We start from the raw sequence: 23,410 nt of genomic DNA on the forward strand, positions 1-23,410 counted from the left end.
CTTTGGTTTAAGCTTCAGGGGTTTCTTCGGGGGCCATGCGCGCCAGGGAAGCTACGGCATCGCCCTCGGCGACGTTGATGAGGTGCACGCCGCGGGTGGAGCGTCCGCTGGGACGGATGGAGGAAACTTTCAGGCGCAGGACCATGCCGGCGCTGGTGATGGCGGTGATTTCATCCACCTCCTGCACCACGCGCGCGGTGGCGATTTTGCCGATGGTCTTGAGGGATTTCTGGTCAATGGTGGTGACCCCGCCCGTGGCGCGGCCTTTGGTGGGGTAATCTTCCAGGGGGGTGCGCTTGCCGAATCCGTTTTCGGTGACCACCAACAGGTAACCGCCCGGCTCCACCACTTCCACCGCGGCCACATGGTCTTGAGCGCGCAGGCGCAGGCCGGTGACGCCCGCGGCCTGGCGGCCCATGGGGCGGATCTGGTTTTCGGTGATGCGCAGGGCCTGGCCAAAGGCGGTGACCATCAGGACATCGTCTTCGCCGCTGGTCAGCCGCACCCAGCCCAGGGAGTCGCCTTCCTCTAAGTTGATGGCGATCAGGCCGGAGGGGCGCACATTGGCAAATTCGGCCAGCGAAACGCGTTTCACGCGCCCGCGCTCGGTGGCCATGGTGCAGTAGGCGGCGGCGTCAAAGCCGGGCACAGCCACAGCCGCGGTGATGCGCTCGCTGCCGCTGAGGGGCAGCAGGTTGATCATGGGCGTGCCGCGGTCGGTGCGGCCAGCCTCGGGGATCTGATAGGCGCGCTGGGAATAGACTTTGCCGCGATCCGAGAAGAACAGGATGGTGTGCAGGGTGCGGGCGTGGAGCATGATGATGATTTCATCCTCGCCCTTCACGTTTTGCCCGGTGATGCCGCGACCGCCGCGTCCGCGGGTGCGGTAGGCGGAAGGCGGCACGCGCTTGATGTAGCCGAGCTGAGTGATGCTGATGAGAATGGGCTGGTCGGCCACCAGGTCTTCTTCATCGAAGTACTCATTGGCTTCGGCAGCGATGCGCGTACGGCGGGCGTCGCCGTATTTTTTGCCCAGTTCTTCCAGATCTTCGCGGATGACTGCCAGGATTTTCTTGGGGTCTGCCAGCAGCTCTTCCAGATAGGCGATGCGGGCTTTGATTTCGCGCTGTTCGTCCTCGATCTTTTGCCGCTCCAGGGCGGCCAGACGGCGCAGCTGCAGGTCGAGGATGGCCTGGGCCTGGATTTCGGTGAGGGAGAAACGCACCATCAGCCGGTCGCGGGCCTGATCGGCATCGGGCGAGCGGCGGATGATTTCGATGACTTCATCCAGATTGGCCAGGGCAATCAGCAGGCCGTCTAAGATGTGCGCGCGGTGGCGGGCCTTGGCCAGCTCAAATTCGGTGCGGCGGGTGATGACGGTCTGACGGTGGTCGAGGAAGATTTGAATGGCGCGCTTGAGCGACAGATGGCGCGGCTCTCCGTTGACCAGAGCCAGCATGTTGACCCCAAAGGTGGACTGCAGGGGGGTGTATTTATAGAGCTGGTTGAGCACTTTATGGGGTTCGGCCCCGCGCCGCAGCTCGATGACAATGCGCATGCCTTTGCGGTCGGATTCATCCCGCAGATCGCTGATGGCGTCAATGCGGCCCTCGCGCACCAGGTCGGCGATGCGTTCAATCAGGGTGGTTTTGTTGACCTGATAGGGGATTTCGGTGATGCGGATGACGAAGTGACCTTTATTCTCTTCGATTTCAGCTTGCCCGCGCATGACCAAACGGCCGCGGCCGGTGGAATAGGCGGCGTTGATGCCTTCGCGCCCCACGATGGTGCCGCCGGTGGGAAAATCGGGGCCGGGCAGGTAGCGGGCCAGGTCTTCGACGGTGATGTCGTCCAAATCGTCGTAATTGTCAATCACGTAGGTCAGAGCGCTGACCAGCTCGGTGAGGTTGTGCGGAGGGATATTGGTGGCCATGCCCACGGCGATGCCGGAGGAGCCGTTGAGCAGCAGGTTGGGCAGGCGAGCAGGTAAGACGGTGGGTTCCTGCAGGGTTCCGTCAAAATTTTCGGTGAAGTCAATGGTGTTTTTATCAATATCGGCGAGGAGTTCCTCGGCCATGGCGCTGAGGCGGGCTTCGGTGTAGCGCATGGCGGCGGGGGAGTCGCCGTCGATGGAGCCGAAATTACCCTGGCCGTTCACCAGTAAATAGCGCATGGAGAAGTCTTGGGCCATGCGGGCCATCGCGTCGTAGACGGCCATATCCCCATGCGGGTGGTATTTGCCGAGCACTTCGCCGACGATGCGGGCGGACTTTTTGAAGGCGCTGTTGGCGCGAATGCCCAGCTCGTGCATGGCAAAGAGAATGCGGCGGTGAACGGGCTTGAGGCCGTCGCGCGCATCCGGCAGGGCGCGCGAGACGATGACGCTCATGGCATAGTCCAGATAGGCCGAGCGCATCTGGCTGTCAATATCAACGGTGGTCATTTTTCCGTACAGGGATTCAGGGGCATCGCTCATTTTTTGGCTTTCTACAGCCGCCCCCGGCTGCCCGAGAGCGTGCATGATCAGAATTGCGTTTACGCCGCGCTGGGCTTAACACCTTAATTATACCCTGAAATGGGGGGATGTGCGCTTGCCAGGATGGGCGGTTATTCCGCAAACAGCTCCAGCGGGTTGACGTTCTCGCCGCTGCGCTTGTCGAGAATATTGAGATGGGTGTGGTAGCCGCAATCTCGGCCGGTGCACAGGCGGCCCCAGGCATCCACGGTGTAACCCTGGTTGGATTCTAACCCAATGATCTGGCCCAGGGTGACGTGGTCCCCTTCTTGCACCTTATACAGACCGTGGAGCAGGGTGACCATATAGACATCGTTTTCGATGAGCAGGTTGGTGTTGCCGATGGCATCCACGAAGTGGGCTTTGATGTCGCCTTCGATGGGTGAGCGGATGGGGGCGCCTTTTCCGGCGGAAAGATCAATGGCGGCGTGGCCGTACTCGGCCCCGTGCAGGCCCTGGGTGAGGGTGTATTCTTTATACGGGGCGATGACGCGGGTGGGATCCTCGGGAACCGGTTTGGGCTGCGCGGCGGAGGAGGCGGGTTGAGCAGCCGGGGCGGCTGCGTTGGTGGTGAGGGCGCGGCCGGAGAACAGAACCACTGCCACCACCGCGATCCACAGGGCCGCAAACAAGGTAAGGCTGCACGATCCGCGCTGCATGATTGGCCTCCTGAATAATAGAATATATGTTCTTATTATAACCGATTGAGCGAGAAACGCAAGCCAAAATCAAGCGCTTGTGCGGGCTGCCCGCAGAAAAAAGCGGTATTATAATTTTAAAGATCTCGCAGTCGACCCCTAATCAAAGGGCCGAAACCGGACTCATCCTCACACTGCGGAAGAGGTGCGCAATGCTCACGACGAAAATTGTGGTGGTTGGCGCAGGCAGCGCCAGTTTTGGGTTGAACACCCTGGGGGCATTGATGCGCAGCGCCCGCTTGCGGGGCAGCCATCTGGCATTGGTGGATCAAAACACGCAGACCCTGGGGGTGATTGAGCGGCTGGCGCTGCGGCTGAACCAGGAATGGGACGCGCAGATGCGCATCACCACCCACGCCCATCATCAAGATGCTTTGCCGGGAGCCGACTTTGTGGTCTCGGCCATTGAGGTTCCGCCGCGAGAGCAGCTTTGGCGGCAGGATTTTCAGATCCCTTTGAAATTTGGGTTGCGCCAACCCTATGCCGAAAACGGCGGGCCGGGGGGCTGGGCACACGCGGCGCGCAACCTGGGGCCGGTGCTGCAAATTGCGCATGATATGGAAACGGCCTGCCCGGACGCCTGGTTCATCAATTTCACCAACCCGATGATGCGCATTTGCGACGCGGTGGCGCGCTATTCCACCATCAAGGTGGTGGGCCTGTGCCACCAGATTCAGGCGGGTTACGGCATGGTGGGATACTGCCTGGCAGAGGAACTGGATATTCGCGTTCCGCCGGGGGAGATTGCCACCCACGCTGACCCGCGCTTTTGGCCGAATTTAAAGAAGGTGGCCAAGCAGGCGATGGAGAAAATTGACATCAAAGCCGCCGGGCTGAACCACTTTACCTGGATGTTGGATGTGCGCGATAAGGCCAGCGGGGCCGACCTTTACCCGCTGTTTCGCGAGCGCTGGGATTTAATGGACCCCAGCTTTGAGCCGCTGACGCGCAAGGTCTTTGCTGATTTCGGGGTGTTTCCCATTCCGGGGGATGAGCATCTGTGTGAATATTTGCCGTGGATGAGCGATGCGGCTGCCCGCCCGTGGGAGAAGTTTGATTTGAGCCTGTATGATTGGGAAGCGGCGGAGGTGCGGCGGGGCGAGGGACACGCGGAGATTGAGCGCATGGGGCGCGGGATTGCGCCGGTGGCGCCTCTGTTGGAGGCCGACAGCGAAGGTGCTTTGGAAGTGATTGAGAACCTTTCGCGGGCCGGCAACCATTATCACCTGGCGGTCAACATCCCCAATGAAGGCTATATTCTGAACCTTCCGCAAAAAGCCATTGTGGAAGTTCCCGCGGTGTTCAGCGGATTGGGGGCGCGCGGCATGGGGGTGGGGGCACTGCCGGTGGCTGTGGCGGAATTGTGCCGCCGCGAGATTGTGGTGGTGCAGTTGGGGGTAGACGCGGTGGTGCAGGGCGACCGGCAAAAGGCGCTGCAAAGCCTGCTCTTCAGCCCGGGGATCACCGATCTGCATCAGGCGGAGCAGATTTTAGACGCGTATTTGACGGAGTACCGGCCGTATTTGCCGACGTTTTGGGAGTAGGGGGGGAATTGCCGGAGATATTCCATCATCCATTTCGGATCAAAACGGTCATGGTGGAACAGTTTGGGAAGATCGCGCGCAAGGTATGATCGCTGTGACAGACGCCGGAAGGAGGCCGGCGTTTTATCGGCGGATTGTCGTTTCGTGAGCTGATGGAAAAGAAGATCTTGCGGGAGATGCCGAATTGCAGGGTGAGAACTGAGCGGCATCTCCCGCAACCGTTTAACGGTTTGGTTTATGACGCTGAACGTTCTGTCAGCATGTGAATCACAGGGTCCACAAAGAGCGCGTTGAAACCATTGCGAAATCCGCCGCCTGCTCTGGCTGGATTGGGCTGCGGTGTGCCCTGGAAGCCGTTGTTGGCCGGCGGATTTGCACCGTTGGCAAAACCTCCACCCATACCGCCGCCAGGGCCTCCGCCAAAGCCGCCCCCCAGCCCGCCCTCAAAACCACCTCCGCCCGGGCCGCCCGCGGCTCCATTGGTGCTGCGGCCGGCAATTCGCGTGGCCATTGCGCTTGGATCTCGTGTGACCGCCGCGTTTGGCTGGAATTGCAGACCGTATTTTTCCATCAAGGCCTGAACTTCCTGCGGATCCAGATCCAAATCTTGAATGGCTTGCACCTGATCGGGCGTTAAGGTTTGCTGGATTTGCTGATACAGCCCGCTGATTTCCTGAGCGGTGGTATTGGGGTCGGTTCGCAGGCTTTTGACTGCTTCCCAGAGGGGGAGCATGGCTTTCGCCTGATCGGCGGTGACGGCTTTGTCGGTCCCTTCCAGGCTCAAGATGCCGACGGCCAGTTTGTTTTCAACCGGCTGATTGGCAAAATCGGCCATTGGATCTCCCGACTGATTCTGAGCCGGAGCTTGAACCGCAGGTGTTCCAGAGCAGGCCGCCAGGATCAAAACCAGGAAGATGGTCATGATGGAAGTGTTTATTTTTGTGCGCATTTTCTTCGCCTTTTCCAAGTTTCTTATATTTTTTATTTGAGCATCGTTATTCATGTCTCAATGCAACAATGGGGTCCAGTTGGGCAGCTTTGCGGGCGGGGATGAAGCCGAAGAAGACGCCGATGAGGGCTGCCGAGGTGAAGGATAAAACGATGGAATAGGGGACAATCACCGTGCGCATACCGCTCAGTTTGCCAAATAGCTCTGAACCACCAACGCCCATCAACACGCCGATGAGCCCGCCGAATAGGCTTAACATCAGCGCTTCGGTCAGGAATTGGACTTCGATGTCCGCGGGGGTGGCGCCCACCGCCTGACGTAAGCCGATTTCACGGGTGCGTTCGGTGACGCTGACCAGCATGATATTCATGATGCCAATCCCTCCCACGATCAGGGATACCCCGGCCACCCAGGCCAGCAGCGTGCGGAAGGATTCGGTGGTCGATTCCTGCGTGGAGATGATGTCAGATTGGCTGGTGATATTAAAGTCGAGGGTGTCGCTGGTCACTTTGTGGCGGCCGGTCAGCAGCAGGGTGATCTGTTCTTTGACCGTGTCCATGGAGGCGTTCTGGTCAACCGACACAAAAATGGTGCGCACACGGTCGCCCATGAAACGCGCGAACGGATTGTTTTCAAATTTCTTGAATACCACATTGATGGGGGTGTAGATTAATGAGTCAAAATCGGTTCCGCCGGAGATCCCTTTGGGGGCGAGCACGCCAATGACCACCAGCTGAACATTATTCGCATAAATCGTCTCGCCAATGGGATCGGTTTCGCCGAATAATTCTGCCGCAATTTCGGATCCCAAGATCACGATTTTTTCTGCACGCTCATTATCGGTTTCGGTGATGAAACGCCCGGTTTTGATTTGCACGTTGCGCACCGTGGGATAATCGGGCGTGGTGCCCACCAGGGTGATATCCGTGAGGGTGTTGTCGTTATATTTGATGGTGACGCTGCTTTGCTGTTCCACCGAGACGCCAGCTACCCCCGGCACCTGGTCGCGAATGGCGGCCACATCGGAATACACCAGCCCGCCCTGTTGATTTCCCTGCCCTGGGCCTCCGCGCGTGAAGGCCTGATTGATAAAAAGCAGATTGGATCCCAGCCCATTGATCTTTTCGGCAATCGTGGCTTCGGTCCCTGCGCTGATGGAGATCATGACAATGACCGCTGCCACGCCGATGATCACGCCCAGCATGGTCAGAATGGACCTTAACTTGTTTGAGGTCAGGCTTTTGAGTGCGATTTTTAAGATTTCGGAAATGTTCATGGTTGAACTGCCTCCTGAGCAGGGCTGAAATCAATTCCGGTCGCATTTTGCCAGGTCACCCGTTTCCCGTTGGGATGGTCGTCGAACAATTTGCCGTCGCGCACGGTGATGATGCGCTCCGTGTGATGGGCGACATCGGGTTCATGGGTGACCATGACGATGGTGCGGCCGCGGTCATGCAGGCTATGGAGCAGTTCCATGATTTCCTCGCTGGATTTGGAATCCAGATTGCCGGTGGGTTCATCCGCCAGCACCAACACGGGATCATTCACCAGCGCGCGGGCAATGGCCACCCGCTGCTGCTGACCGCCGGAAAGCTCATTGGGCATGTGGTGCATTCGTTCTGCCAGCCCCACATGCTCCAGCGCGTTTTCGGCGATGTGTTTTCTCTCGGCAAGGCTGATCCGGTTCTCACGCCGGTAGATCATGGGCAGCATGACGTTTTCCAGCGCAGACACGCGCGGCAGCAGGTTGAAAGACTGAAATACGAATCCCAATTTTTGGCTGCGGATCATAGCAAGCTCTGGGCGGGAATATTCACTGACATCTTCGCCGTCCAGAATGTACCTGCCCTCTGTGGGTTGATCCAGGCAGGCGAGGATGTTCATCAATGTACTCTTTCCAGAGCCGCTGGGCCCCATGATGGCGACAAACTCGCCTTTTTTGATTTTGATGCTGATGCCGTTGACCGCCATCACCAGCGCGTCACCTGCACCGTATGCTTTTTTCAGGTCAATGGTTTCGATGATGATTTCATTTTCTGAGGTTGTGTTGTCCATATCCATGCCTTTATTTCGTCTGAACATCGCCGGTTGAGACAGTTTCGCCTAGGCTCAGCCCACTTTTCACTTCGGCGCTGGCGGCATCCATCAGACCGATCTGGACAAATTTCAAGCTGGTTGCGCCGTCATTCCCCACCACAAAAACGCCGTACTTGCCGTTTCCAAGATCGCGAACCGCCTGAACGGGCACCAGAAGGACATCTTCTGCGCTGGCCTGGATCAATGTGACGGATGCGCTCAGGCCTTTCCGCAGGGTGGGCGGGTTCTGCATGCCGCTGAGATCGAGTTGAATCACGCCCGTGACCACGTTATAACCGCCGGAAGTCTGCAATTCGGGGTTGATGCGCAGAACTTTCCCGGTGAAGGTCAGATCCGGAAGGGCATCAAAGGTCACTTCGGCGGTTTCGCCCACGCTGATTTTGTCCATATCGGTCTCATCAATGCTGAATTCGACCAGAGGGTGGGCAAGATCTGCAATCGTGATAAAGGCGTTGGTATCTGCGCTGTCTCCTGGATTACCGGCTACACTTAAGATGGTTCCATCAAAGGGGGCAGTAAGGGTCATGCCAGCTAATTTTTCTTTTGCCTGATCAAAGGCGAACTGAGCAACGGCCACTTTGTTTTCGGCGGCAGCCAGCTCAACGGGATCGAGGCCGTTATTTTTCATCAATGTGTCCAGCTTTTCCTGTGCAAGGGTCAGGTTGGCTTCTTCGAGGGATAGGGTCGCCTGGGAAGATGAAATTTCGTAGTCGGTATATCCAAAGCAATACTCATAGGTGGCATACGCAGATGCGGCGGCATTCTTGGCGGGCAAGATGACCCGGTTGTAGTAATCCATATCTCCAACCCCAGCGCCGAGCGCATCCAGCTTTTCTTTGGCCGTTTTATACGCGTAGTAATACACATCAATGGTGTCTTGATCGCAGCGCACCATGCCGGGTTGAATCAGGTCCGATTTTGCGTCAATCACCGCTTTTTGCGCGGAGGCCAGGGCCAACTGGGCATTCGCGATATTCGCGGCCGCATTTCCCTTCAAGGTTTGCAAATCCTCCTGGGCGCTGGCCAGTTCTTGCTGCGCGCTGGTGAGATTGACTTGCAGCTCTTCGGATGGAACCAATTTTGCCAGTTCCTGACCTTGTTTCACCACATCGCCCACCTGCACGTTCACCTCCGCGACCGTGCCGGAGGTGGAAAAAGCGAGTGAGCGCTCTTTTCCGGCGGTCAGCGTGCCGGAGCCGCTAACGGAAAGGGTGATACTGCCTTGTTTTACTTTTGAGGTGTACAGGGTGGTTTCGGATGACTGCGCCTGCGCCGTTTGCTGCTGGTTCCAAATGAAATATCCAGCGGCTGCGCCGATGATCACCACAGCCAGCGCTGCAACTGCCCAAATTCTTTTGATGTTCCTGTTCATGATCGTCTTTGATCTCACGGCTGCTCTCCTGACGAATTAAAAATTGCGGGTGATGACGGGCCTTATTGGTTTTCCACTTCAGAAATAATGACTTTTTCGCCTTCGCTCAAGCCGCTTTTGATTTCGGCCAAAGCGACTGTTTTTAAGCCCAGTTCAATTTCACGTTTTTCTGGCTGCACCTGGGTATTGAGGATGTATACATAGGGTTTTCCGCCGTCTTTGGGCGGGTAGACGGCCTGCGCCGCGACGACCAACGCGTTTTGCGCCTCACCATAGGTCACTTCGACGGATGCCGTCAATCCAATGGGAAGGTTTTTGCCGGAAAGGGTCTTGCTCTGGTTCAGGCTGACGTATCCTTGAAGGCTGCTGCCGCTGTTGGATTCGATCAATGTAGGGGAAACCTGGGTGACCACCCCGGAGAAGGTTTGGCCGGGGATGCTCTCGAAGGTGATTTGCGCCAGGCAGCCCACGGCAAAATTGGCCAGATCGGTTTCGTCGATGTTGACCTGCACCTGCGGCGATTCCAGGTCGATGAGCGTGATTAAGGTGCCGGGGTTTACGATTTCGCCGATATCTCCGTTGACGGCTGTGACGGATCCATCCATTGGGGCGGTGATGGCGGCACCGTCCAGATTGTTTTGGGCCTGGAGGAGCTGGAGCTGGGCGTTTTTCAGGCTGGCCTGCGCGATTTCCAGCGCGGTGCTGTCGATGCCGTTATTCGCTTTTAATGATTCATAATCGCGCGTTTTCTGCTGCAAGTTGGCTTTGGCAACCTGTAAGGCGGCCTGAGAGGCTTCAATCTCTGCATCCGTGAACGTCTGGCAATAGGTATAGTTGATATACGCCTGATCGCTTTTCGACCAGAGGGGTTTGAGCTGCTCCAGAATATAGTCTTTGCCGTACTTGGAGTTCCCGTCTTCCAGTTCCTTTTGCCAGGGGATGATTTGAACCTGCCAATCCAGCCATTCGTAGTAATACGTTTCGGTCACAGCTTGTTCGCAGCGGCCTTGACCTTTGGTGCGCAAATGAATTTTGGCGTCTTCATAAGCGGCTTCCGCTGAGGCCAGGTCTATGACCGCCTGTGCCAGGTTGGCATTTGCGTTTGCTGTAAGCTCAAGCAGGTTTTTTTCAGCGCTTTGAACGGCGACCTGCTGAGACTGCACTTCCAGGGCTAAGGCTGCGGTGTTCTTTAGCCGCGCCAGGGTTTGGCCCGCCTTGACGGTGTCTCCAACCTGCACATTCAGCTCGGCGATCTCGCCGCTCACCGCAAAACCCAGGTTTGCGGTTTTGGAGGGAACAACATTCCCCGTGCCAGACACCGTTACGGTAATATTTCCTCTGCGTACGGTGGCGGTTTGGTAGTCCCCGGCGGTTTGCGCGGCGTTTGATGGGACGGCTTTACCGCTTTGCCAGACGCCAAATCCCAGACCCAGCACTGCAACAGCGGTGATGAGGATGATGATCACAGTTTTTCTTTTCATTTTTTACTCCTTAGGATCACTTTGAGTCATGGGGGGGCTCTTTTCTAAGGAGGTGGCGGCATGCCGCCGCCCGGCATCATCATTCCGCCATCGGTAAATGGATTGGAGGATGGGCTGGAGGAACTGTTTCCCGTGATGGCAATAATTTTGTCGCCTTCATTCAGTCCACTGAGGACTTCAGCATACGTGCCGTCCTGCAGACCAATTTGAACTTCTTGCGAACGGGTGGTTCCATCGTTATCAACCAGTTGAACCTCGTAGCCTTCCCCATTCAATTTCTTTAACGCCGTGACTGGAATGATCAAAGCATCTTTGATTTCTTTGTACACAATGGTGACGGAAGCATTGAGTCCTAAGGGGAGATTCTGCACCGTTCGAACGGCATCCGTGTTCAGGGTCAGCACGCCTTTCAAAATACGGTATTGACCGGAGCTGGTCAGCGAGGGGTCGACCTGTGTGATCACCCCATGAAAGGTCTGGTCTGGGAGCGCATCAAAAATGACCGAAGCCGGGCTGCTGAGGACAAAGTGATCGATATCGGATTCGTCCACGCTCACGATCAATTGCGGGCGGCTGACATCGGCGATGGAGATGAATTTTGAGGTATCTACGATGGTGCCAACCCCAGACGCCAGATAGACCACTTTGCCGTCCATCGGGGCGGTGAGCGTCATCCCTTGCAGGTCTTCTTTGGCTTGAATGAGCTGAAGACGATACGTTTCGACCGCGGCTTCATCCAGGGCCAATTGACTGGGATCAATGCCGGCAGCCGATTTTAGGGTGTTGTATTTGCGTTCGGCTTGATCCATTTTTGTTTTTGACACATCCACGGCAGCCTGGGCTTCGATTTTTTCACTTTCGGTATAGGTGGTGCAGTAGGTGTAATTTGCCAGGGCGGTATCGTAAGTGTTTTTCGCATCCACCCATGCATCTGTGCCCAAAGAATGCACGGCCAGTTCATTCATTCTGGAGGAGGCCTGGTCCAATTGGGTTTTATATCGGGTGTTGACCTCTTCGCTGCAGCGTGCATAAGCCGTGCGCTGCTGGGCAGCGACGGCTTCTTGATAGGCTGCTTTGGCTGTGACCCAATCCTGATACGCCTCGGCCAGGGATACATCGGCGTTCTGCTGCAAATCGGTCAGGTCTTTTTGCGCTTGCAGCAATTTGAGCTGGAGGGATACGACATTGGCCTCCAGGGAGGAAGCATTGTCCAGCCGCGCCAATACCTGGCCTTCTTTCACCATGTCTCCGAGTTGGACATGAACATCAGATACCGTTCCGCCGGTAGAGAAACTGAGATCCACGGTGCGATTGGCTTCCAGCACCCCAGAGCCGGAGACGGTTACGCTTAAATCCCCTTTTTTCACCAGGGTGGTGTTCACCGCAGCTGCGGCCTTGGACGCCGATTGTGCCAGGACGGCTTGGGGCCCATACAAAAAATACCAGGCGGCTCCCCCGCAGGCCGCAAGAAAGAGGATCACCGCTGCCCAAATGCCTTTCTTTTGCCAAAGGCGTTGGTTGGACGCAGCCGGCTTGCTACGTTTCATAATCCCTCCCATAAACCATAATTTGGTACACGAATGGCTTCGATACCATCTTAATTTTCAGATGTTCAGATTTTGTTTAGAAGGTGTGTTAATCGTGCTTCTTAATTTCTTGAATGGAATGATGGGATCGGGGGGTGATTTGCTTTCGTGGTTTTTGAAATTTGTCTTGCGAGTGAGGTAAAAGCGTGGTAAAATTTGCTACACAAACGGGCGCGTAGCTCAGTTGGTTAGAGCGCACGGTTCACATCCGTGAGGTTCGTGGGTTCGAGCCCCTCCGCGCCCACAAGGCCAGCCGATGAAAGTCGGCTGGTTTTTGTTTTATCATCAGGGGGGAAGAAGGATCCGCAGATAACGCAGATGGGAAAGAAGAAAAGAAAATGATCCGCAGATTGCGCAGATTACGCAGATGATAAAATCATAAAAGATCGAAAGAATTCATCCGCAGATGGGCAAGAAGAAAAGAAATTGATCCGCAGATTGCGCAGATTACGCAGATGAAAGCCTTAAGATCAAAGAAAAGTCATCCGCAGATTACGCAGATTTCGCAGATGAAAGCCTTAAGATCAAAGAAAAGTCATCCGCAGATTACGCAGATTTCGCAGATGAAAAGCTATAAGATTATAGAGAAGTCATCCGCAGGTTGCGCAGATGATAAAATCATAAAAGATCGAAAGAATTCATCCGCAGATGGGCAAGAAGAAAAGAAATTGATCCGCAGATTACGCAGATTTCGCAGATGAAAGCCTTAAGATCAAAGAAAAAGTCATCCGCAGATTACGCAGATTTCGCAGATGAAAAGCTATAAGATCACAGAGAAGTCATCCGCAGATTACGCAGATTTCGCAGATGAAAAGCTATAAGATCACAGAGAAGTCATCCGCGGATGGCGAAGACGGTGCAGATGGCAATCTGTGAATTGGAATGAACCAAAGGGGTAAAGAATACAATGGCAATCCACCGCGACCCACAAACCTATGCCATCATTGGCGCTGCAATGGAAGTTCACCGTGTGCTGGGAGCAGGCTTTTTGGAAGCAGTCTATCAGGAAGCCCTGGCTAGAGAATTTGCGCTGCGCGGGATCCCTTTTGCGCGAGAAGTGGGCCTGGTCATCACCTATAAAAATGAGCCCTTAACCTGTCGGTATCGTGCCGATTTTGTTTGTTATGATGAAATCATCGTTGAGCTGAAGGCCCTGAGCGCGCTGAGCGGCATTGAAGAAGCCCAGATGATCAACTATCTCAAAGCCGCTGGTTTACAGCGTTCGCTGCTGATCAATTTTGGCGCGCCGTCCCTTGAATATAAGCGCATGGTGCTGAACCTTCAGCCATCCCATGAGACGCTTACCGAGAGCCCCGCGCAGTGAGTCACGGCTTCATCCGCAGGGATTTACCCGGAGTTCATGCTCAAAATTCAAAACCTATGAGAAGGATCGGATTCTGATGGAAATGTCCCTTCGCAAAGCCGTCCTGGCAGACAGCCGTGCCCTGGCGGAATTGATCCGCGGGATCGGCTGGTTTCACCGTTTTGACACAGAAGATTTGGAAACGACCGCAGCCCGCATTGAGACCCACCTGGGTCTGTGCCTGGGGGATGATTCGCACGATGTGTGGCTGGCGGAGGACGAGCAAAGACACCTTTTGGGATATGTGGCAGTGCATTGGCTGCCGTATTTAATCCTGAGAGGGCCGGAGGGATATATCTCGGAGCTGTTTGTGGAAGAGGCCGCCCGCGGCCAGGGGGTGGGCCAGCGGCTTTTGGCGGTGGTGCGTGAAGAAGGCCTGCGGCGGGGATGTTCGCGGCTGAGCCTCATCAATTTCCGCCAGCGCGAATCCTATGAGCGCGGGTTTTACCGCAAGGCCGGCTGGAGCGAACGTGAGACGGGCGCGAATTTTATTTTGAGCCTGATGGATTAGCCGGGGAATCAAAAAGCGGCCTGGGTAGGCCGCTTGGAAGGATGAATTGAAAAATGGATTAGGGCAGACCGCCGGTGACTTTGAAGGTGGTCTCGACGGGGTTGCCGTTGAACAAATAAGGTTCATCTACCCCGGGGAACTCGAAGATTGATACCTTACCGACATCCACATGAATGATGGCGTGCAGGGTCTCGGTGGCTTTGGTGATGTCCACTTTGATCTGGGAATTCATGTTGCGGCCCTGGGCGAGGGTGCCGTAACCGATGACTTCATTGGCCGCGCCGTCTTTGTCGTTGTAGATGACCAACCAACCAGCCACTTCACTCCAGCTCTCGTCCAGGATGACGCGCTTGTTGGGGATGGCCTGGTCGCTGATTTTAATGTATGGCCCGGCGACTTCAGTGACGGTGACGATGGGGGCGGGAGCCTGGGCGCCGTTCCCACCAGTGCTGGTGCTGCCTTCGGCGGTGGGGCTGGCAGCGGGCTGGCAGGCCGCTACCATCAACGCGATCATGATCAGCAGGCTGAGAATAAACAACATGCGACTCCATTTAGCGATTTTCATCTTCCTTCTCCCTTGGTTTTTTAGGATGGCGTTTTCTGGAGCGCCATCTGCTGTGACAGTGAGATAATATTAGCATAAATCCATATAGGAATCTATATGGTAAAAGATCAATTTTTCAATGTTTTGACAGAATCTTGACGGGGAATCAGCGTGGAGCCGGGGGTGAAACGAGCTTGAGACCGGCGTTGGCGCAGTATTTTAGGGGAGGAACCATTTGCGCAGCAGGGATTTCAGGCGCGGCGCCAGGGTTTGGTAAATGGGGCAGCGGTCGTATATGCCGGTGAACGCCAGGAGCAAACCTGCGGCCATGGGCAGCAGCAGCCCGCCCTGGCTGAGGCCGAGGATCACCAGGGCCAGTCCGGCGCCCAGGCGCAGCACACGATCTGCGGGGGAGGGGCCGCGGCGCAGGGGGCGGTTGGCGGACAGAGCGGTGAACATCTCACGGATGCCGTCTATATTTTGCGCTCCGGTGCGGCGAAAGACTTCCTGGCCTTGCTGGTAACCGATCAGGGTGGGGATGCCCATGACGCCCAGTTGGCGGAGCAGCTCGTGGGAGGAATCGGCGTTGATCCGCAGCAGGGTCACGCCGTCACGGTGCTCTTCGGCGGCGCGCTCCAGGTCGGGGGTCATGGCACGGCAGGGGGCGCACCAGGGGGCCCAAAATTCGACCAGGGTGGGGGTTTGGGTAGATTGGATGTGCTGGGTAAACTCATCAGGCTGCATAGCTGTCCTCATCGACGGGGCGAGCATTGGCCCGCCCCGTGATCGGTCATGAATTTTGAATTGAGCCTAGGCGCGGTTGGTGCGGAACTTCAGCAGGGCGTAGATGGGGCAGAAGCCGAAAAGGCCGGTAAGCAGGGGCACAAAGCCGATGATCTTGAGGGCCAGGCCCCACCCGCCGCTCACAAAACCACCCCAACCTAAAACCAATAAAACCAGACCTAAAACCACGCGGACGACACGATCCCAACTTGCTTCATTAATCCACTTTTGCATCTCACTATCCTCCATTCATTAATAACCAATCGATAATGATTGGATGCGCGCACAGGAAAAAAGTGACAGGCGTACGCCGGCCGCTGTGGATTGGACTGAATACTGATGGGCTGGGATCAGGAAATCAATGACTGAACGCGCACAGCCTGGCACAAGGCTGTGCTTAGCTGAAGGCTTTGCCCGCTGGCTTCTAAGGTGATCAGCCGCCGTCCGCGGCCGTCCACCGCCTGCAGGGTCAAGATTTGACCAGCAGCCAGGCCGGCGCTTTGCAGGAAAGCGCTGTCGGCGGGTGGGGCGCTCAATTGCAGCACCTGGGCGCGCTCACCGGCCTGCAGCAGCGCCAGAGGCACCCCGGGGTCGGGCGGAGAGGTGCTGCCGGCGGGGATGGGGTGGCCCGAGGGGCTGGCGGTGGGGCTGCCCAAATACGTATCCAACTGGGCGGCAATTTGCTCACTGGTGAAGTGTTCCAGCCGGCAGGCCAAAGCTTCTGCTTCTGCCTGGGCAGTATGCAGGTGCTGCACCAGGAAGGTCTCCCACAGGCGGCGGCAGCGCAGGATGCGGCGGGTGATTTGCCAGCCCGCGGGGGTGAGTGAAACACCTTTGTAGGGCTGGTAGGTGATCAGGCCGTGCTCTTCCAGGCGGCGCGCCATCTGGTTGGCTGAGATGGGCTGGATGGATAGTTGATCGGCCACCCGATTCAGCGAGACCGGTTGGGGATGGCCGTTTTCGATGAGCCGGGCTGCCGCCAGGAGGTGCATTTCTTCGTTTTCGCTTAAGTTTATCGCGTTCATGACATTTTTTATGCCCTAGCATAACTTACATCTTTTCACGCGAAAATTCAAGCGGGAAACCCCCCGCAGTCTGCCAAAAACAGGATTGAATCAGCCCGCGTAGGTGACGTTTGAAACCTGACTTCCCCGGCTGATGACGGTATAATGCAGGTCACCGCGGCGCGGCATATCACACAAACGAGACAGAACATGGACTTTTGGACATCTTTAGTCATTGCAGTGGGGTTGGCGATGGACGCCTTTGCGGTGTCTTTGGGGATTGGCACCACGGACGCGGCCCGCACGCCGCGCCCGATTTTTCGCTTATCGTTTCATTTTGGGCTGTTTCAGGGGGGCATGACCCTTTTGGGCTGGCTGCTGGGCAGCACCGTGGCGCATTTGATCTCCGCGGTGGATCACTGGATCGCGCTGGCGCTGCTGGCCTTTGTGGGCATCCGCATGATCAAAAGCGGCCTCTCCCCCGATGAAGACCGCTGTGGGTGCGCAGACCCTTCCCGCGGGGGCACCCTGGTGATGCTGTGCGTGGCCACCAGCCTGGACGCGATGGCGGTTGGGCTGGGGATGGCGATGTTATCGATGAACGTGTGGGCGGCCAGCCTGTTGATCGGTGTGGTGACGCTGGGGTTGTCGCTGGTGGGGCTGCTGATTGGTCAGAGCCTGGGGGCGCACTTTGGGAAAAAGATGGAGATCGTGGGCGGCCTGATTTTGACCGGCATCGGCGTGCGCATCCTATTGAGCCACCTGCTGGTCTGAAGCCCGCGGGTTAAAGGGGCGCGGGCTGACCGGTGATCAAGTTGGCGCTGCAGAACGCGCAGGCGGGATCATTGACCGAACGCCAGACCACATCCGCGGGCTGCACCGGAGCGCCGCACATGGGACAGCGGTTGGGCAGGCGGCGGATATCCCCCTGCACGGAGGATACGGGAGCGGGGGCAGGAGCAGCTTCCGGCGGGATGGGCTCGGCTTCAAAGCGGCTCTCCGGCTGGCTGGGCGTTTCGGCTGCTGGCGCAGGGGCGGGGTCGAGGGTCGGCTCCGGCGCGGCGGGGGCTTCGGGTTCGGCGCTGCGAACGAAGGACTTGGCGACCATGCTCAGGCCGATCAAGATCAAGATGCCGGGCCACCACTGACCGGTGAGCCACAGGATGCCCAGGCCGATCAGCCAGATGGCGGCCTGAATGTTTTGACTGCTGTCTGCGTGTTTATTCCAATCGCTCATAATGGCGCTCCTTATCTACATATACGCAAATTGTACCCGAAAGGTTGCAGGAACGACTGCGATTTTCCCCCTGTGAGCGCTGAGCGGGCGATGATATCATCGAAGGATCGAGCAGGGATTTATTCTAACGGCAGGGCAGAGGGTGTATGGGTGAAGCTGCGGCGTTATTGACAGCTTGTTGTTGGGTGGTGTCCAGTCTGGCGTATTCGGCCTCGGTGCAGGTGGTGGGGGCGCCGGTGGTGAACCGCGCACGCCTGGTGATGGCGATAGCTTTCTTAATGGTAACGCACCGCCTGCTGATGGGCACGTGGTTCCCCGCGGCCGAAGGGGTGCGCTGGCTGTGGCTGGGGCTGTCGGGATTCGCCGGTTTGGTCCTGGGTGATTGGGCGCTGCTCAGCGCTTACGGATTGGTCGGCCCGCGTATCGCCACGCTGATGATGGCGGTCTCGCCGGTGATCAGTACCTTCCTGGCCTGGGCTTTTTTGGGCGAGCGCCTGCAGAGCTGGGAGTATCTGGGGGTGGCCCTGGCGCTGGCGGGGGTGGGGTTGGTGGTCTTTGAACGCACCGACGGCCTGGGGCGCAAAGTTGCGCCGCGGCGATACTTTTTGGGGGTGCTGGCCGGCTTGGGGGCGGCGGCGGGACAGTCATCCGGGTTGATTCTGGCGAAGGCCGGGCTGGTGGGGGGATTTTCGCCCCTTTCGGGGGTGCTGATGCGCATGCTGGTGGCGGGGGCGATCCTGTGGCTGGCGACGCTTGTGGGGGGGCGGGTGCGCTCTACGTTGACGACCTTAAACCAGAACCGGCCGGTGATCGGGCGGATAGCCCTGGGGAGCCTGATGGGGCCCTTTGTGGGTGTTTGGCTTTCGTTAGTGGCGGTGCAGGCCAGCCATGTGGGCGTGGCCTCCACCCTGATGGCCATGACGCCGGTGCTGATTCTGCCGGTGGTGCGTTGGGGGCTCAAAGAGCAGGTCAGCCGCCGGGCGGTGTTGGGAACGCTGGTTTCGATTGTGGGGGTTGCGGTGATTTTTGTGGGGGGATGAGGCGGCCAATCAGCCAGCAGGCCAGGAATGACAGGGTGACGCCGGCTTCGACAGTCAGGGCGTATGCCCAGCGGTTGGAGACGGCGCTGAGCGGACTGGCACCGGCCGGGGGGGCGAAGAGATACATGTAATTGCTGTGGGTGAGCAAGTTTACGATCACCACCAGCAGGGCAAACCCCTGGGCTGCGCCCCAGGCCAGGAAGAAATCGCGGGCGGTGGGGCGAAAACCGTCCGCTGCCAGAGCGACCGTGACGCATACCAGCAGGCCGTGCGAGAGCATGTAATGAAAGAAAGCAAAGTGGGGAAAGCCGTACAGGCCCAGATCGGGGAAGAGCAAGGCCGCAGCCGCGCCGGAAATGCACCAGAAATACGCCGCAGATACCCAACCACGGCGCTGGGTGAGCAGAGCCGTAGCCCCCAGGAACATGCTGGCGCTGCACGGATGCAGCGGCAGCACGGTTTGCAGCGAGGCCGCCCCCACCGCCGCCAACCATGTAACCCAGACGGCTTGCAGGGCGAGCAAGGCAAAGGCCAGGGCGCGGTGAAAGCCCGGGCTGGGGCGCACCCAGCGGTACACGGCCCAGGCCGCCAGCGTGATGAGGATCAGCGCACCCAGGTGGGCAGGCCCAAAGGCTTCAAAGGGGGCGGCGAAGTAGTAACGGGCAAAGGGGGACATGCGGACGGGGGTTCCTTTCCGCTCTGATTGTACCCTAAGGGGCGGCCGTGTTGGGCGAGGCGCAAGGCGCTTTGCTTGACAAAGGCAACGTGGAAAGGATATACTGACGATAATTCCCGGACTCATCTTCTATTGATTCCCCAAGTGAGGGGGCATGCCGTTCCGAAAATCCAAAGGACTATCCCGAAATACATGGATCGGCATCACGCTAGGATCGCTGGCGCTGCTGTTTTTGATTGCCTTTTGGCATGAGATTATGCTGGTGTTGGCGCGCGTGATCACGGTGCTTTTGGCGCTGTTGGCCCAGGAGCTGCCGGAAATCACCCTGGATATGCGCCGGGCGATCAATGTGGTGGTGTTTTTCAACCTGATCGGCGGCTTTTTCCTGATGTTCCAGGCCTGGCTGCTGCTGACCTCAGCCCAGGCGCTGCTGCCGGTAGCGGGGTTTCGGGATGTGGCCCGCACTGCCTTTCACCTGGTGTTGTATATCTTCCGCCGGCATGGGGCGGCCGTTTTCATTAAAGACGGCGAGATCAAAGCCACCTCAGAGGAACTGCGCCGCTCAGGACGCGGGGTGGTGGTGGTGGATTTTAACAGCGCGGTGGTGCTGGAGGAGACTGTCCCTACCCCCAGCGTGATGCGCGTGTTTGAAAACCTGGCGGACTCCGTCCTGGTGGCTTTGGGATTGGCGGACCCCTACCAAAATCCGCGCACGATGGGCACCGGGATTGTCTTCACCCGCCCGCGCGAGCGTATTCGGGCGGCGGTGGATTTGCGCAGCCAGTTCCGTTTGCGACCCCAGAACCTTTCCTATTCGCGCGACGGCATTGAGCTGCGCGCCAACGTGTGGACCAAATTCACCATCGGCCAGGAGCCGGAGGTGCTGCAAGTGACCTATCTGGGGGATATGCGCGCCGAAAATTTGCGTGTGGTGGGGTTGCAGGCCGTGGACGAGACCCATGTGCGCGTGGCTTCGGTGGGGCGCGCGGACGAATTGGATGACGCCGATCGGGCTGAAATTCACCATCAGACCTGGGTGGACCTGCGCCGCGGGCAGATGAGCGCGTATGCGCCCCTGCCCAGCACCTCACTGCTGCCGGTGTTTAACGCTCAGCGCGTGTTCGCGGCGGTGTTTTCAGAGGCGCGCAACGCCCAGGAAGAAGTCATCCCCTGGGATGAACTGCCCACCCTGGTGGCCACAGATCTGTACCGGCGGGTGGTGATGGAAACCAACTACGACGAATTCTATGATATCCGCACGCCGGATCATTTCCCGCTGGACGATATCAAGCGCAAACTGCGCATGCAGATGCGCAACAACGGCATTTTGGCCTACCGCCTGGTGCTGCGCGCGGGCGGCCAACCGCTATTGAAGGCCGACGAAAAGGGCGAATGGGTGCGGGGCGAGGTGTTCTCGGTGTTCGACCTGCAAACCTCCGCCGTGCGCAGCCTGACCGCGCCCAAGGTGCTGCGCGACCGCGGGATCAAGGTCATCGCCAGCGGTTTTGGCGATTTGATGCCGGTTTCGGAAGGGGTGTACCAGCAGCGCCTGGATCATCTGTTGGCGCGCTGGGACCGCGACACAGAATTGATTCACGCACGCAACGAGCTGGATGCGCTGCGCATTCGCGGACGGGCGCGGCGGCAAGCCCAGGAAGAGCTGAACGTGGTGTTGGCGCGCATCCTGGAAACCCGCGAACACACCCAGGAGATTATGGCCTTGCGGGTGTTCCAGGCCATTGACGGCATGGCCGCGGACCCGAAAACGCGCCGCTTCCTGCCGGCCGAGACGCTGGATATGATCAACAAGCTGCAAAGCTGGCTGCTGCCCCCTCAGCTGCCCAAGGCTTAAGGACGAGCGATGCAAAACCGTATGCCGCGATTTAACCGCAGACGCGAACGGCCCCAGGTGGACACCGAGGCCTGGCAGCAGCTTTTGGCGCTGGTGCGTATGGGCCTGGTGGTGCTCATGCTGAGCGGTTTCGCGTTTTTGGGCGGGGCGCTGTTTGAAGATGTGGATGTCAACGGCATTGCTGAAAGTCTGCACGGCGCCAACATCCTGCTGCGTTTCTTCCCTCTGTGGATGTTCCGCCTGGGGGTGTGGATTTTTCATCCGCTGCACGTGCGTTATGCCATCGCACCGCTGGCGGCTTTGGTGGCGGTGATGGTGGCGGGGGCGCGCTTTGTGCAGGATATTTACAATCTGCCGAAATTCTCCCACGGGCTGAAATATATCCTGTCCTCGATGTTCGGCCTGGATTACCCGGAACTGACCATTGACGGCGGTCAGATGATTCGCGGTAAGAAAGAGGTGAACCTGATTGACGCGGTGGGCGGGCCGGGCTACGTGCTGATTCAGCCGGGAAACGCGGTCTTGTTCCGCGAGCTGCGCCGCCCGTCCAACGTTAGCATCACCCGCTCTTACTTTGTGGCCCCCTTCGAAACCGTGGGGCAGATTGCCAACTTGGATGACCAGCACGACTCGAACAACGACGTCAAGACCATGACGCGCGACGGGATCCTGGTGATTCTGCACGATGTGCAGTTCCGCTACCGCATTCTGCCGGAAGAATCCGGCGGGCGCGTCATCCGGCGCTCCTTAGACCGACCTTACCCCTATTCCGAAGACGCCATGCGCAATATGGCCTATAACCTCTCGGTGACCAAAGACGGCTTAGAGAGCTGGCATGCGGCCGTGCGCAAATCGGTGACGGGAGTGATCAGCGATTACATTAACAGTCATTATCTGGACGAATTAACCGCACCGATGAACGAGGACCGCTCCCCGCGAGATGTGATCCGCGCGGATTTCGACCTGCCTGACCGCAAGGCGCGCCTGAAGAACCTGGGGGCGGAACTGCTGTGGATTGATATCGGCCATATCGAGATCGTTCAAGAAGCCGTGGATGAGCGCCGTGTGGGTTATTGGGCGGCGGAATGGTTGGGGGACGCCAACGCGAAACGAGCCTTCAGCGATGCGCGCCGCCAGGCTTACACCGAATTGGGACGGGCTGAGGCCCAGGCCGAGGTGATCATCAGCATTGCCCACGCGTTGGAGAATGTGCAGATGAACAACGATCCCCGTGAAAACCTGCGCACGATCTTCTTACAGCGGGTGGCCAGTACGCTGGATGCGCTGCGCGACCAAAACTTGAGAAATCAGGAGGGTGAGCCCCATGATTGACCTGGAGGCCGTCCTGCAGTGGATGAATGAATTTGAGCCGATGCGCCTTTCGCAGGCGGTGCGTACGAAGGTGGAAGCGATGAACGCGCCGGAAGTGACCAAGAGCCGCATGGCGGTCCTGATGAACGACGCTCTGAACACCGCACGCGCCAGCGCAGACCGCCTGGAATACGCCGAAGCGCTGGTATACACCGCGGTGAAGCGCTATCAACATAATTATCGGTTGACCGCCAGCCAGAATTTGCAGGAAGCACTGACCATTTTCCCGCAAAACTCCTACAAATTTGGAGTAACGGCTTACATGCTGGGTTGGGTGCTGTGGGATATGGAGGAGCGCGAAAACGCCCAATCGTATTGGCAGCAGGCGCGGGGCATTTTTGACACGAAACGCGCCTTCCTTCAGCAGCGGCTGGATGGAATGCAGGCCGATATCGGCACGGCTGGCGTGGACGACATGAGCGAGGTGTATAACGACTGGCTGCACAAGTGGGGCGAAAAATACCTGCGGGAACAATCCGCTCAGTTGGTGGAAATCCTGGAGCGGAAACGCCGCCGCCGGGACGTGACCGCCTACGACACGATTGACCGTTTGTTGGACAGCGTGTTCCGAACCAAGGAATATCAAGCCGAAGCCGAGGCCTGTGTGGTCAGCGGGTACACCTGCTTCGTGCTGGAAAATTATCCCCTGGCCGAAGCCTATTTCACGCGCGCCGTGGCCACTTATCTTCCGGGGACTCACCCGCAGGCGGTGGCGTTGTGGATGTTGGGGATGGTGCAGTGGCGCATCGCGGGGGAATTTGGCCGGGCGGCACAAAGCTGGGAACGG

21 protein-coding genes and 1 tRNA gene are annotated in these 23,410 nt (G+C 57.9%); 8 read left to right on the forward strand and 14 right to left on the reverse strand.

The features are described from left to right. Positions 1 to 7: 7 nt before the first annotated feature. Together gyrA and ADN01_RS00865 are read right to left on the reverse strand one after the other, a co-directional pair. The gene (gyrA, locus tag ADN01_RS00860) at positions 8 to 2,521 is read right to left on the reverse strand and encodes a DNA gyrase subunit A (protein ID WP_236690950.1); all 2,514 of its coding nucleotides are present in this window, start codon (positions 2,519 to 2,521) and stop codon (positions 8 to 10) included. An 86-nt stretch (positions 2,522 to 2,607) separates the two neighbouring features. After that, positions 2,608 to 3,174, reverse strand: a complete 567-nt coding sequence (locus ADN01_RS00865) for a M23 family metallopeptidase (RefSeq protein ID WP_062419473.1) — start codon at positions 3,172 to 3,174, stop codon at positions 2,608 to 2,610. Positions 3,175 to 3,365: 191 nt separating this feature from the next. Between ADN01_RS00865 and ADN01_RS00870 the strand changes: the two genes are divergently transcribed. After that, a complete protein-coding gene (locus ADN01_RS00870) occupies positions 3,366 to 4,757 on the forward strand; it encodes a family 4 glycosyl hydrolase (protein WP_062419472.1) in 1,392 nt (463 codons plus the stop codon). A gap of 235 nt (positions 4,758 to 4,992) precedes the next feature. Here ADN01_RS00870 and ADN01_RS18975 read toward each other — a convergent pair whose 3' ends face one another. From ADN01_RS18975 to ADN01_RS00900, 6 genes are all read right to left on the reverse strand, one after another. Further along, entirely contained in the window at positions 4,993 to 5,706 is a 714-nt protein-coding gene (locus tag ADN01_RS18975; RefSeq protein ID WP_075070843.1) for a hypothetical protein, read from the reverse strand. A 46-nt stretch (positions 5,707 to 5,752) separates the two neighbouring features. Beyond that, a complete protein-coding gene (locus tag ADN01_RS00880; RefSeq protein WP_062419470.1) occupies positions 5,753 to 6,982 on the reverse strand; it encodes an ABC transporter permease in 1,230 nt (409 codons plus the stop codon). Beyond that, complete coding sequence (locus ADN01_RS00885) at positions 6,979 to 7,767, reverse strand: ABC transporter ATP-binding protein (RefSeq protein WP_330218286.1); 789 nt, start codon at positions 7,765 to 7,767, stop codon at positions 6,979 to 6,981. The genes ADN01_RS00880 and ADN01_RS00885 overlap by 4 nt, the downstream gene beginning before the upstream one ends. 4 nt (positions 7,768 to 7,771) lie before the next feature. Then, a complete protein-coding gene (locus ADN01_RS00890) occupies positions 7,772 to 9,175 on the reverse strand; it encodes an efflux RND transporter periplasmic adaptor subunit (protein WP_062419469.1) in 1,404 nt (467 codons plus the stop codon). Between the two features lie 62 nt (positions 9,176 to 9,237). Continuing rightward, positions 9,238 to 10,656 (reverse strand): efflux RND transporter periplasmic adaptor subunit, encoded by a 1,419-nt coding sequence (locus ADN01_RS00895; RefSeq protein ID WP_062419468.1) that lies wholly within the window; start codon positions 10,654 to 10,656, stop codon positions 9,238 to 9,240. 44 nt (positions 10,657 to 10,700) lie between these two features. After that, positions 10,701 to 12,203: an efflux RND transporter periplasmic adaptor subunit gene (locus ADN01_RS00900; protein WP_062419467.1), complete on the reverse strand. Its 1,503-nt coding sequence runs from the start codon at positions 12,201 to 12,203 to the stop codon at positions 10,701 to 10,703. A gap of 208 nt (positions 12,204 to 12,411) precedes the next feature. Here ADN01_RS00900 and ADN01_RS00905 point away from each other — a divergent pair. The 3 genes from ADN01_RS00905 to ADN01_RS00915 all read left to right on the forward strand — a co-directional run bounded on the left by ADN01_RS00905 (position 12,412) and on the right by ADN01_RS00915 (position 14,116). Then, positions 12,412 to 12,486 (forward strand) — tRNA-Val (locus tag ADN01_RS00905). A 663-nt stretch (positions 12,487 to 13,149) separates the two neighbouring features. Continuing rightward, positions 13,150 to 13,566 (forward strand): GxxExxY protein, encoded by a 417-nt coding sequence (locus tag ADN01_RS00910; RefSeq protein ID WP_062419466.1) that lies wholly within the window; start codon positions 13,150 to 13,152, stop codon positions 13,564 to 13,566. Between the two features lie 76 nt (positions 13,567 to 13,642). Further along, entirely contained in the window at positions 13,643 to 14,116 is a 474-nt protein-coding gene (locus tag ADN01_RS00915) for a GNAT family N-acetyltransferase (protein ID WP_062419465.1), read from the forward strand. A 58-nt stretch (positions 14,117 to 14,174) separates the two neighbouring features. On the opposite strand, the gene ADN01_RS00920 is transcribed toward ADN01_RS00915, so the two are convergent. The 4 genes from ADN01_RS00920 to ADN01_RS00935 all read right to left on the reverse strand — a co-directional run bounded on the left by ADN01_RS00920 (position 14,175) and on the right by ADN01_RS00935 (position 16,468). Further along, positions 14,175 to 14,681 (reverse strand): DUF7282 domain-containing protein, encoded by a 507-nt coding sequence (locus ADN01_RS00920; protein ID WP_147238918.1) that lies wholly within the window; start codon positions 14,679 to 14,681, stop codon positions 14,175 to 14,177. Positions 14,682 to 14,879: 198 nt separating this feature from the next. Continuing rightward, the gene (locus ADN01_RS00925; RefSeq protein WP_082142937.1) at positions 14,880 to 15,431 is read right to left on the reverse strand and encodes a thioredoxin family protein; all 552 of its coding nucleotides are present in this window, start codon (positions 15,429 to 15,431) and stop codon (positions 14,880 to 14,882) included. A 39-nt stretch (positions 15,432 to 15,470) separates the two neighbouring features. Then, positions 15,471 to 15,677, reverse strand: a complete 207-nt coding sequence (locus tag ADN01_RS00930; RefSeq protein ID WP_062419462.1) for a YgaP family membrane protein — start codon at positions 15,675 to 15,677, stop codon at positions 15,471 to 15,473. A 116-nt stretch (positions 15,678 to 15,793) separates the two neighbouring features. After that, positions 15,794 to 16,468 (reverse strand): metal-dependent transcriptional regulator, encoded by a 675-nt coding sequence (locus ADN01_RS00935; protein ID WP_062419461.1) that lies wholly within the window; start codon positions 16,466 to 16,468, stop codon positions 15,794 to 15,796. Between the two features lie 189 nt (positions 16,469 to 16,657). Here ADN01_RS00935 and ADN01_RS00940 point away from each other — a divergent pair, with 189 nt between their 5' ends. Beyond that, positions 16,658 to 17,221 carry a manganese efflux pump MntP gene (locus ADN01_RS00940; RefSeq protein ID WP_062419460.1) on the forward strand — a complete coding sequence of 188 codons (564 nt, stop codon included), beginning with the start codon at positions 16,658 to 16,660 and terminating at the stop codon, positions 17,219 to 17,221. Between the two features lie 10 nt (positions 17,222 to 17,231). Here ADN01_RS00940 and ADN01_RS00945 read toward each other — a convergent pair whose 3' ends face one another. Further along, a complete protein-coding gene (locus tag ADN01_RS00945; RefSeq protein WP_062419459.1) occupies positions 17,232 to 17,684 on the reverse strand; it encodes a hypothetical protein in 453 nt (150 codons plus the stop codon). 146 nt (positions 17,685 to 17,830) lie between these two features. Between ADN01_RS00945 and ADN01_RS00950 the strand changes: the two genes are divergently transcribed. Then, positions 17,831 to 18,724, forward strand: a complete 894-nt coding sequence (locus ADN01_RS00950) for a DMT family transporter (RefSeq protein WP_075070845.1) — start codon at positions 17,831 to 17,833, stop codon at positions 18,722 to 18,724. On the opposite strand, the gene ADN01_RS00955 is transcribed toward ADN01_RS00950, so the two are convergent. Next, positions 18,654 to 19,400: a YwaF family protein gene (locus ADN01_RS00955; RefSeq protein ID WP_062419457.1), complete on the reverse strand. Its 747-nt coding sequence runs from the start codon at positions 19,398 to 19,400 to the stop codon at positions 18,654 to 18,656. The genes ADN01_RS00950 and ADN01_RS00955 overlap by 71 nt on opposite strands. 154 nt (positions 19,401 to 19,554) lie before the next feature. Here ADN01_RS00955 and ADN01_RS00960 point away from each other — a divergent pair, with 154 nt between their 5' ends. Continuing rightward, positions 19,555 to 21,252, forward strand: a complete 1,698-nt coding sequence (locus ADN01_RS00960) for a hypothetical protein (protein ID WP_062419456.1) — start codon at positions 19,555 to 19,557, stop codon at positions 21,250 to 21,252. Between the two features lie 9 nt (positions 21,253 to 21,261). Continuing rightward, on the forward strand, positions 21,262 to 22,584 hold the full coding sequence (locus tag ADN01_RS00965; protein WP_062419455.1) for an SPFH domain-containing protein: 1,323 nt from the start codon (positions 21,262 to 21,264) through the stop codon (positions 22,582 to 22,584). The last annotated feature ends 826 nt before the right edge of the window (positions 22,585 to 23,410 follow it).

It is taken from the genome of Levilinea saccharolytica, from assembly GCF_001306035.1.
Taxonomy (GTDB): Bacteria; Chloroflexota; Anaerolineae; order Anaerolineales; family Anaerolineaceae; genus Levilinea; species Levilinea saccharolytica.

What these genes read in the sequence shown, in the direction of transcription:
- gyrA (WP_236690950.1), bottom strand. Translation starts at nt 2,521, where the DNA reads ATGCACGCTCTCGGGCAGCCGGGGGCGGCTGTAGAAAGCCAAAAAATG.
- ADN01_RS00865 (WP_062419473.1), bottom strand. Translation starts at nt 3,174, where the DNA reads ATGCAGCGCGGATCGTGCAGCCTTACCTTGTTTGCGGCCCTGTGGATC.
- ADN01_RS00870 (WP_062419472.1), top strand. Translation starts at nt 3,366, where the DNA reads ATGCTCACGACGAAAATTGTGGTGGTTGGCGCAGGCAGCGCCAGTTTT.
- ADN01_RS18975 (WP_075070843.1), bottom strand. Translation starts at nt 5,706, where the DNA reads ATGCGCACAAAAATAAACACTTCCATCATGACCATCTTCCTGGTTTTG.
- ADN01_RS00880 (WP_062419470.1), bottom strand. Translation starts at nt 6,982, where the DNA reads ATGAACATTTCCGAAATCTTAAAAATCGCACTCAAAAGCCTGACCTCA.
- ADN01_RS00885 (WP_330218286.1), bottom strand. Translation starts at nt 7,767, where the DNA reads ATGGATATGGACAACACAACCTCAGAAAATGAAATCATCATCGAAACC.
- ADN01_RS00890 (WP_062419469.1), bottom strand. Translation starts at nt 9,175, where the DNA reads ATGAACAGGAACATCAAAAGAATTTGGGCAGTTGCAGCGCTGGCTGTG.
- ADN01_RS00895 (WP_062419468.1), bottom strand. Translation starts at nt 10,656, where the DNA reads ATGAAAAGAAAAACTGTGATCATCATCCTCATCACCGCTGTTGCAGTG.
- ADN01_RS00900 (WP_062419467.1), bottom strand. Translation starts at nt 12,203, where the DNA reads ATGAAACGTAGCAAGCCGGCTGCGTCCAACCAACGCCTTTGGCAAAAG.
- ADN01_RS00910 (WP_062419466.1), top strand. Translation starts at nt 13,150, where the DNA reads ATGGCAATCCACCGCGACCCACAAACCTATGCCATCATTGGCGCTGCA.
- ADN01_RS00915 (WP_062419465.1), top strand. Translation starts at nt 13,643, where the DNA reads ATGGAAATGTCCCTTCGCAAAGCCGTCCTGGCAGACAGCCGTGCCCTG.
- ADN01_RS00920 (WP_147238918.1), bottom strand. Translation starts at nt 14,681, where the DNA reads ATGAAAATCGCTAAATGGAGTCGCATGTTGTTTATTCTCAGCCTGCTG.
- ADN01_RS00925 (WP_082142937.1), bottom strand. Translation starts at nt 15,431, where the DNA reads ATGCTCGCCCCGTCGATGAGGACAGCTATGCAGCCTGATGAGTTTACC.
- ADN01_RS00930 (WP_062419462.1), bottom strand. Translation starts at nt 15,677, where the DNA reads ATGCAAAAGTGGATTAATGAAGCAAGTTGGGATCGTGTCGTCCGCGTG.
- ADN01_RS00935 (WP_062419461.1), bottom strand. Translation starts at nt 16,468, where the DNA reads ATGAACGCGATAAACTTAAGCGAAAACGAAGAAATGCACCTCCTGGCG.
- ADN01_RS00940 (WP_062419460.1), top strand. Translation starts at nt 16,658, where the DNA reads ATGGACTTTTGGACATCTTTAGTCATTGCAGTGGGGTTGGCGATGGAC.
- ADN01_RS00945 (WP_062419459.1), bottom strand. Translation starts at nt 17,684, where the DNA reads ATGAGCGATTGGAATAAACACGCAGACAGCAGTCAAAACATTCAGGCC.
- ADN01_RS00950 (WP_075070845.1), top strand. Translation starts at nt 17,831, where the DNA reads ATGGGTGAAGCTGCGGCGTTATTGACAGCTTGTTGTTGGGTGGTGTCC.
- ADN01_RS00955 (WP_062419457.1), bottom strand. Translation starts at nt 19,400, where the DNA reads ATGTCCCCCTTTGCCCGTTACTACTTCGCCGCCCCCTTTGAAGCCTTT.
- ADN01_RS00960 (WP_062419456.1), top strand. Translation starts at nt 19,555, where the DNA reads ATGCCGTTCCGAAAATCCAAAGGACTATCCCGAAATACATGGATCGGC.
- ADN01_RS00965 (WP_062419455.1), top strand. Translation starts at nt 21,262, where the DNA reads ATGCAAAACCGTATGCCGCGATTTAACCGCAGACGCGAACGGCCCCAG.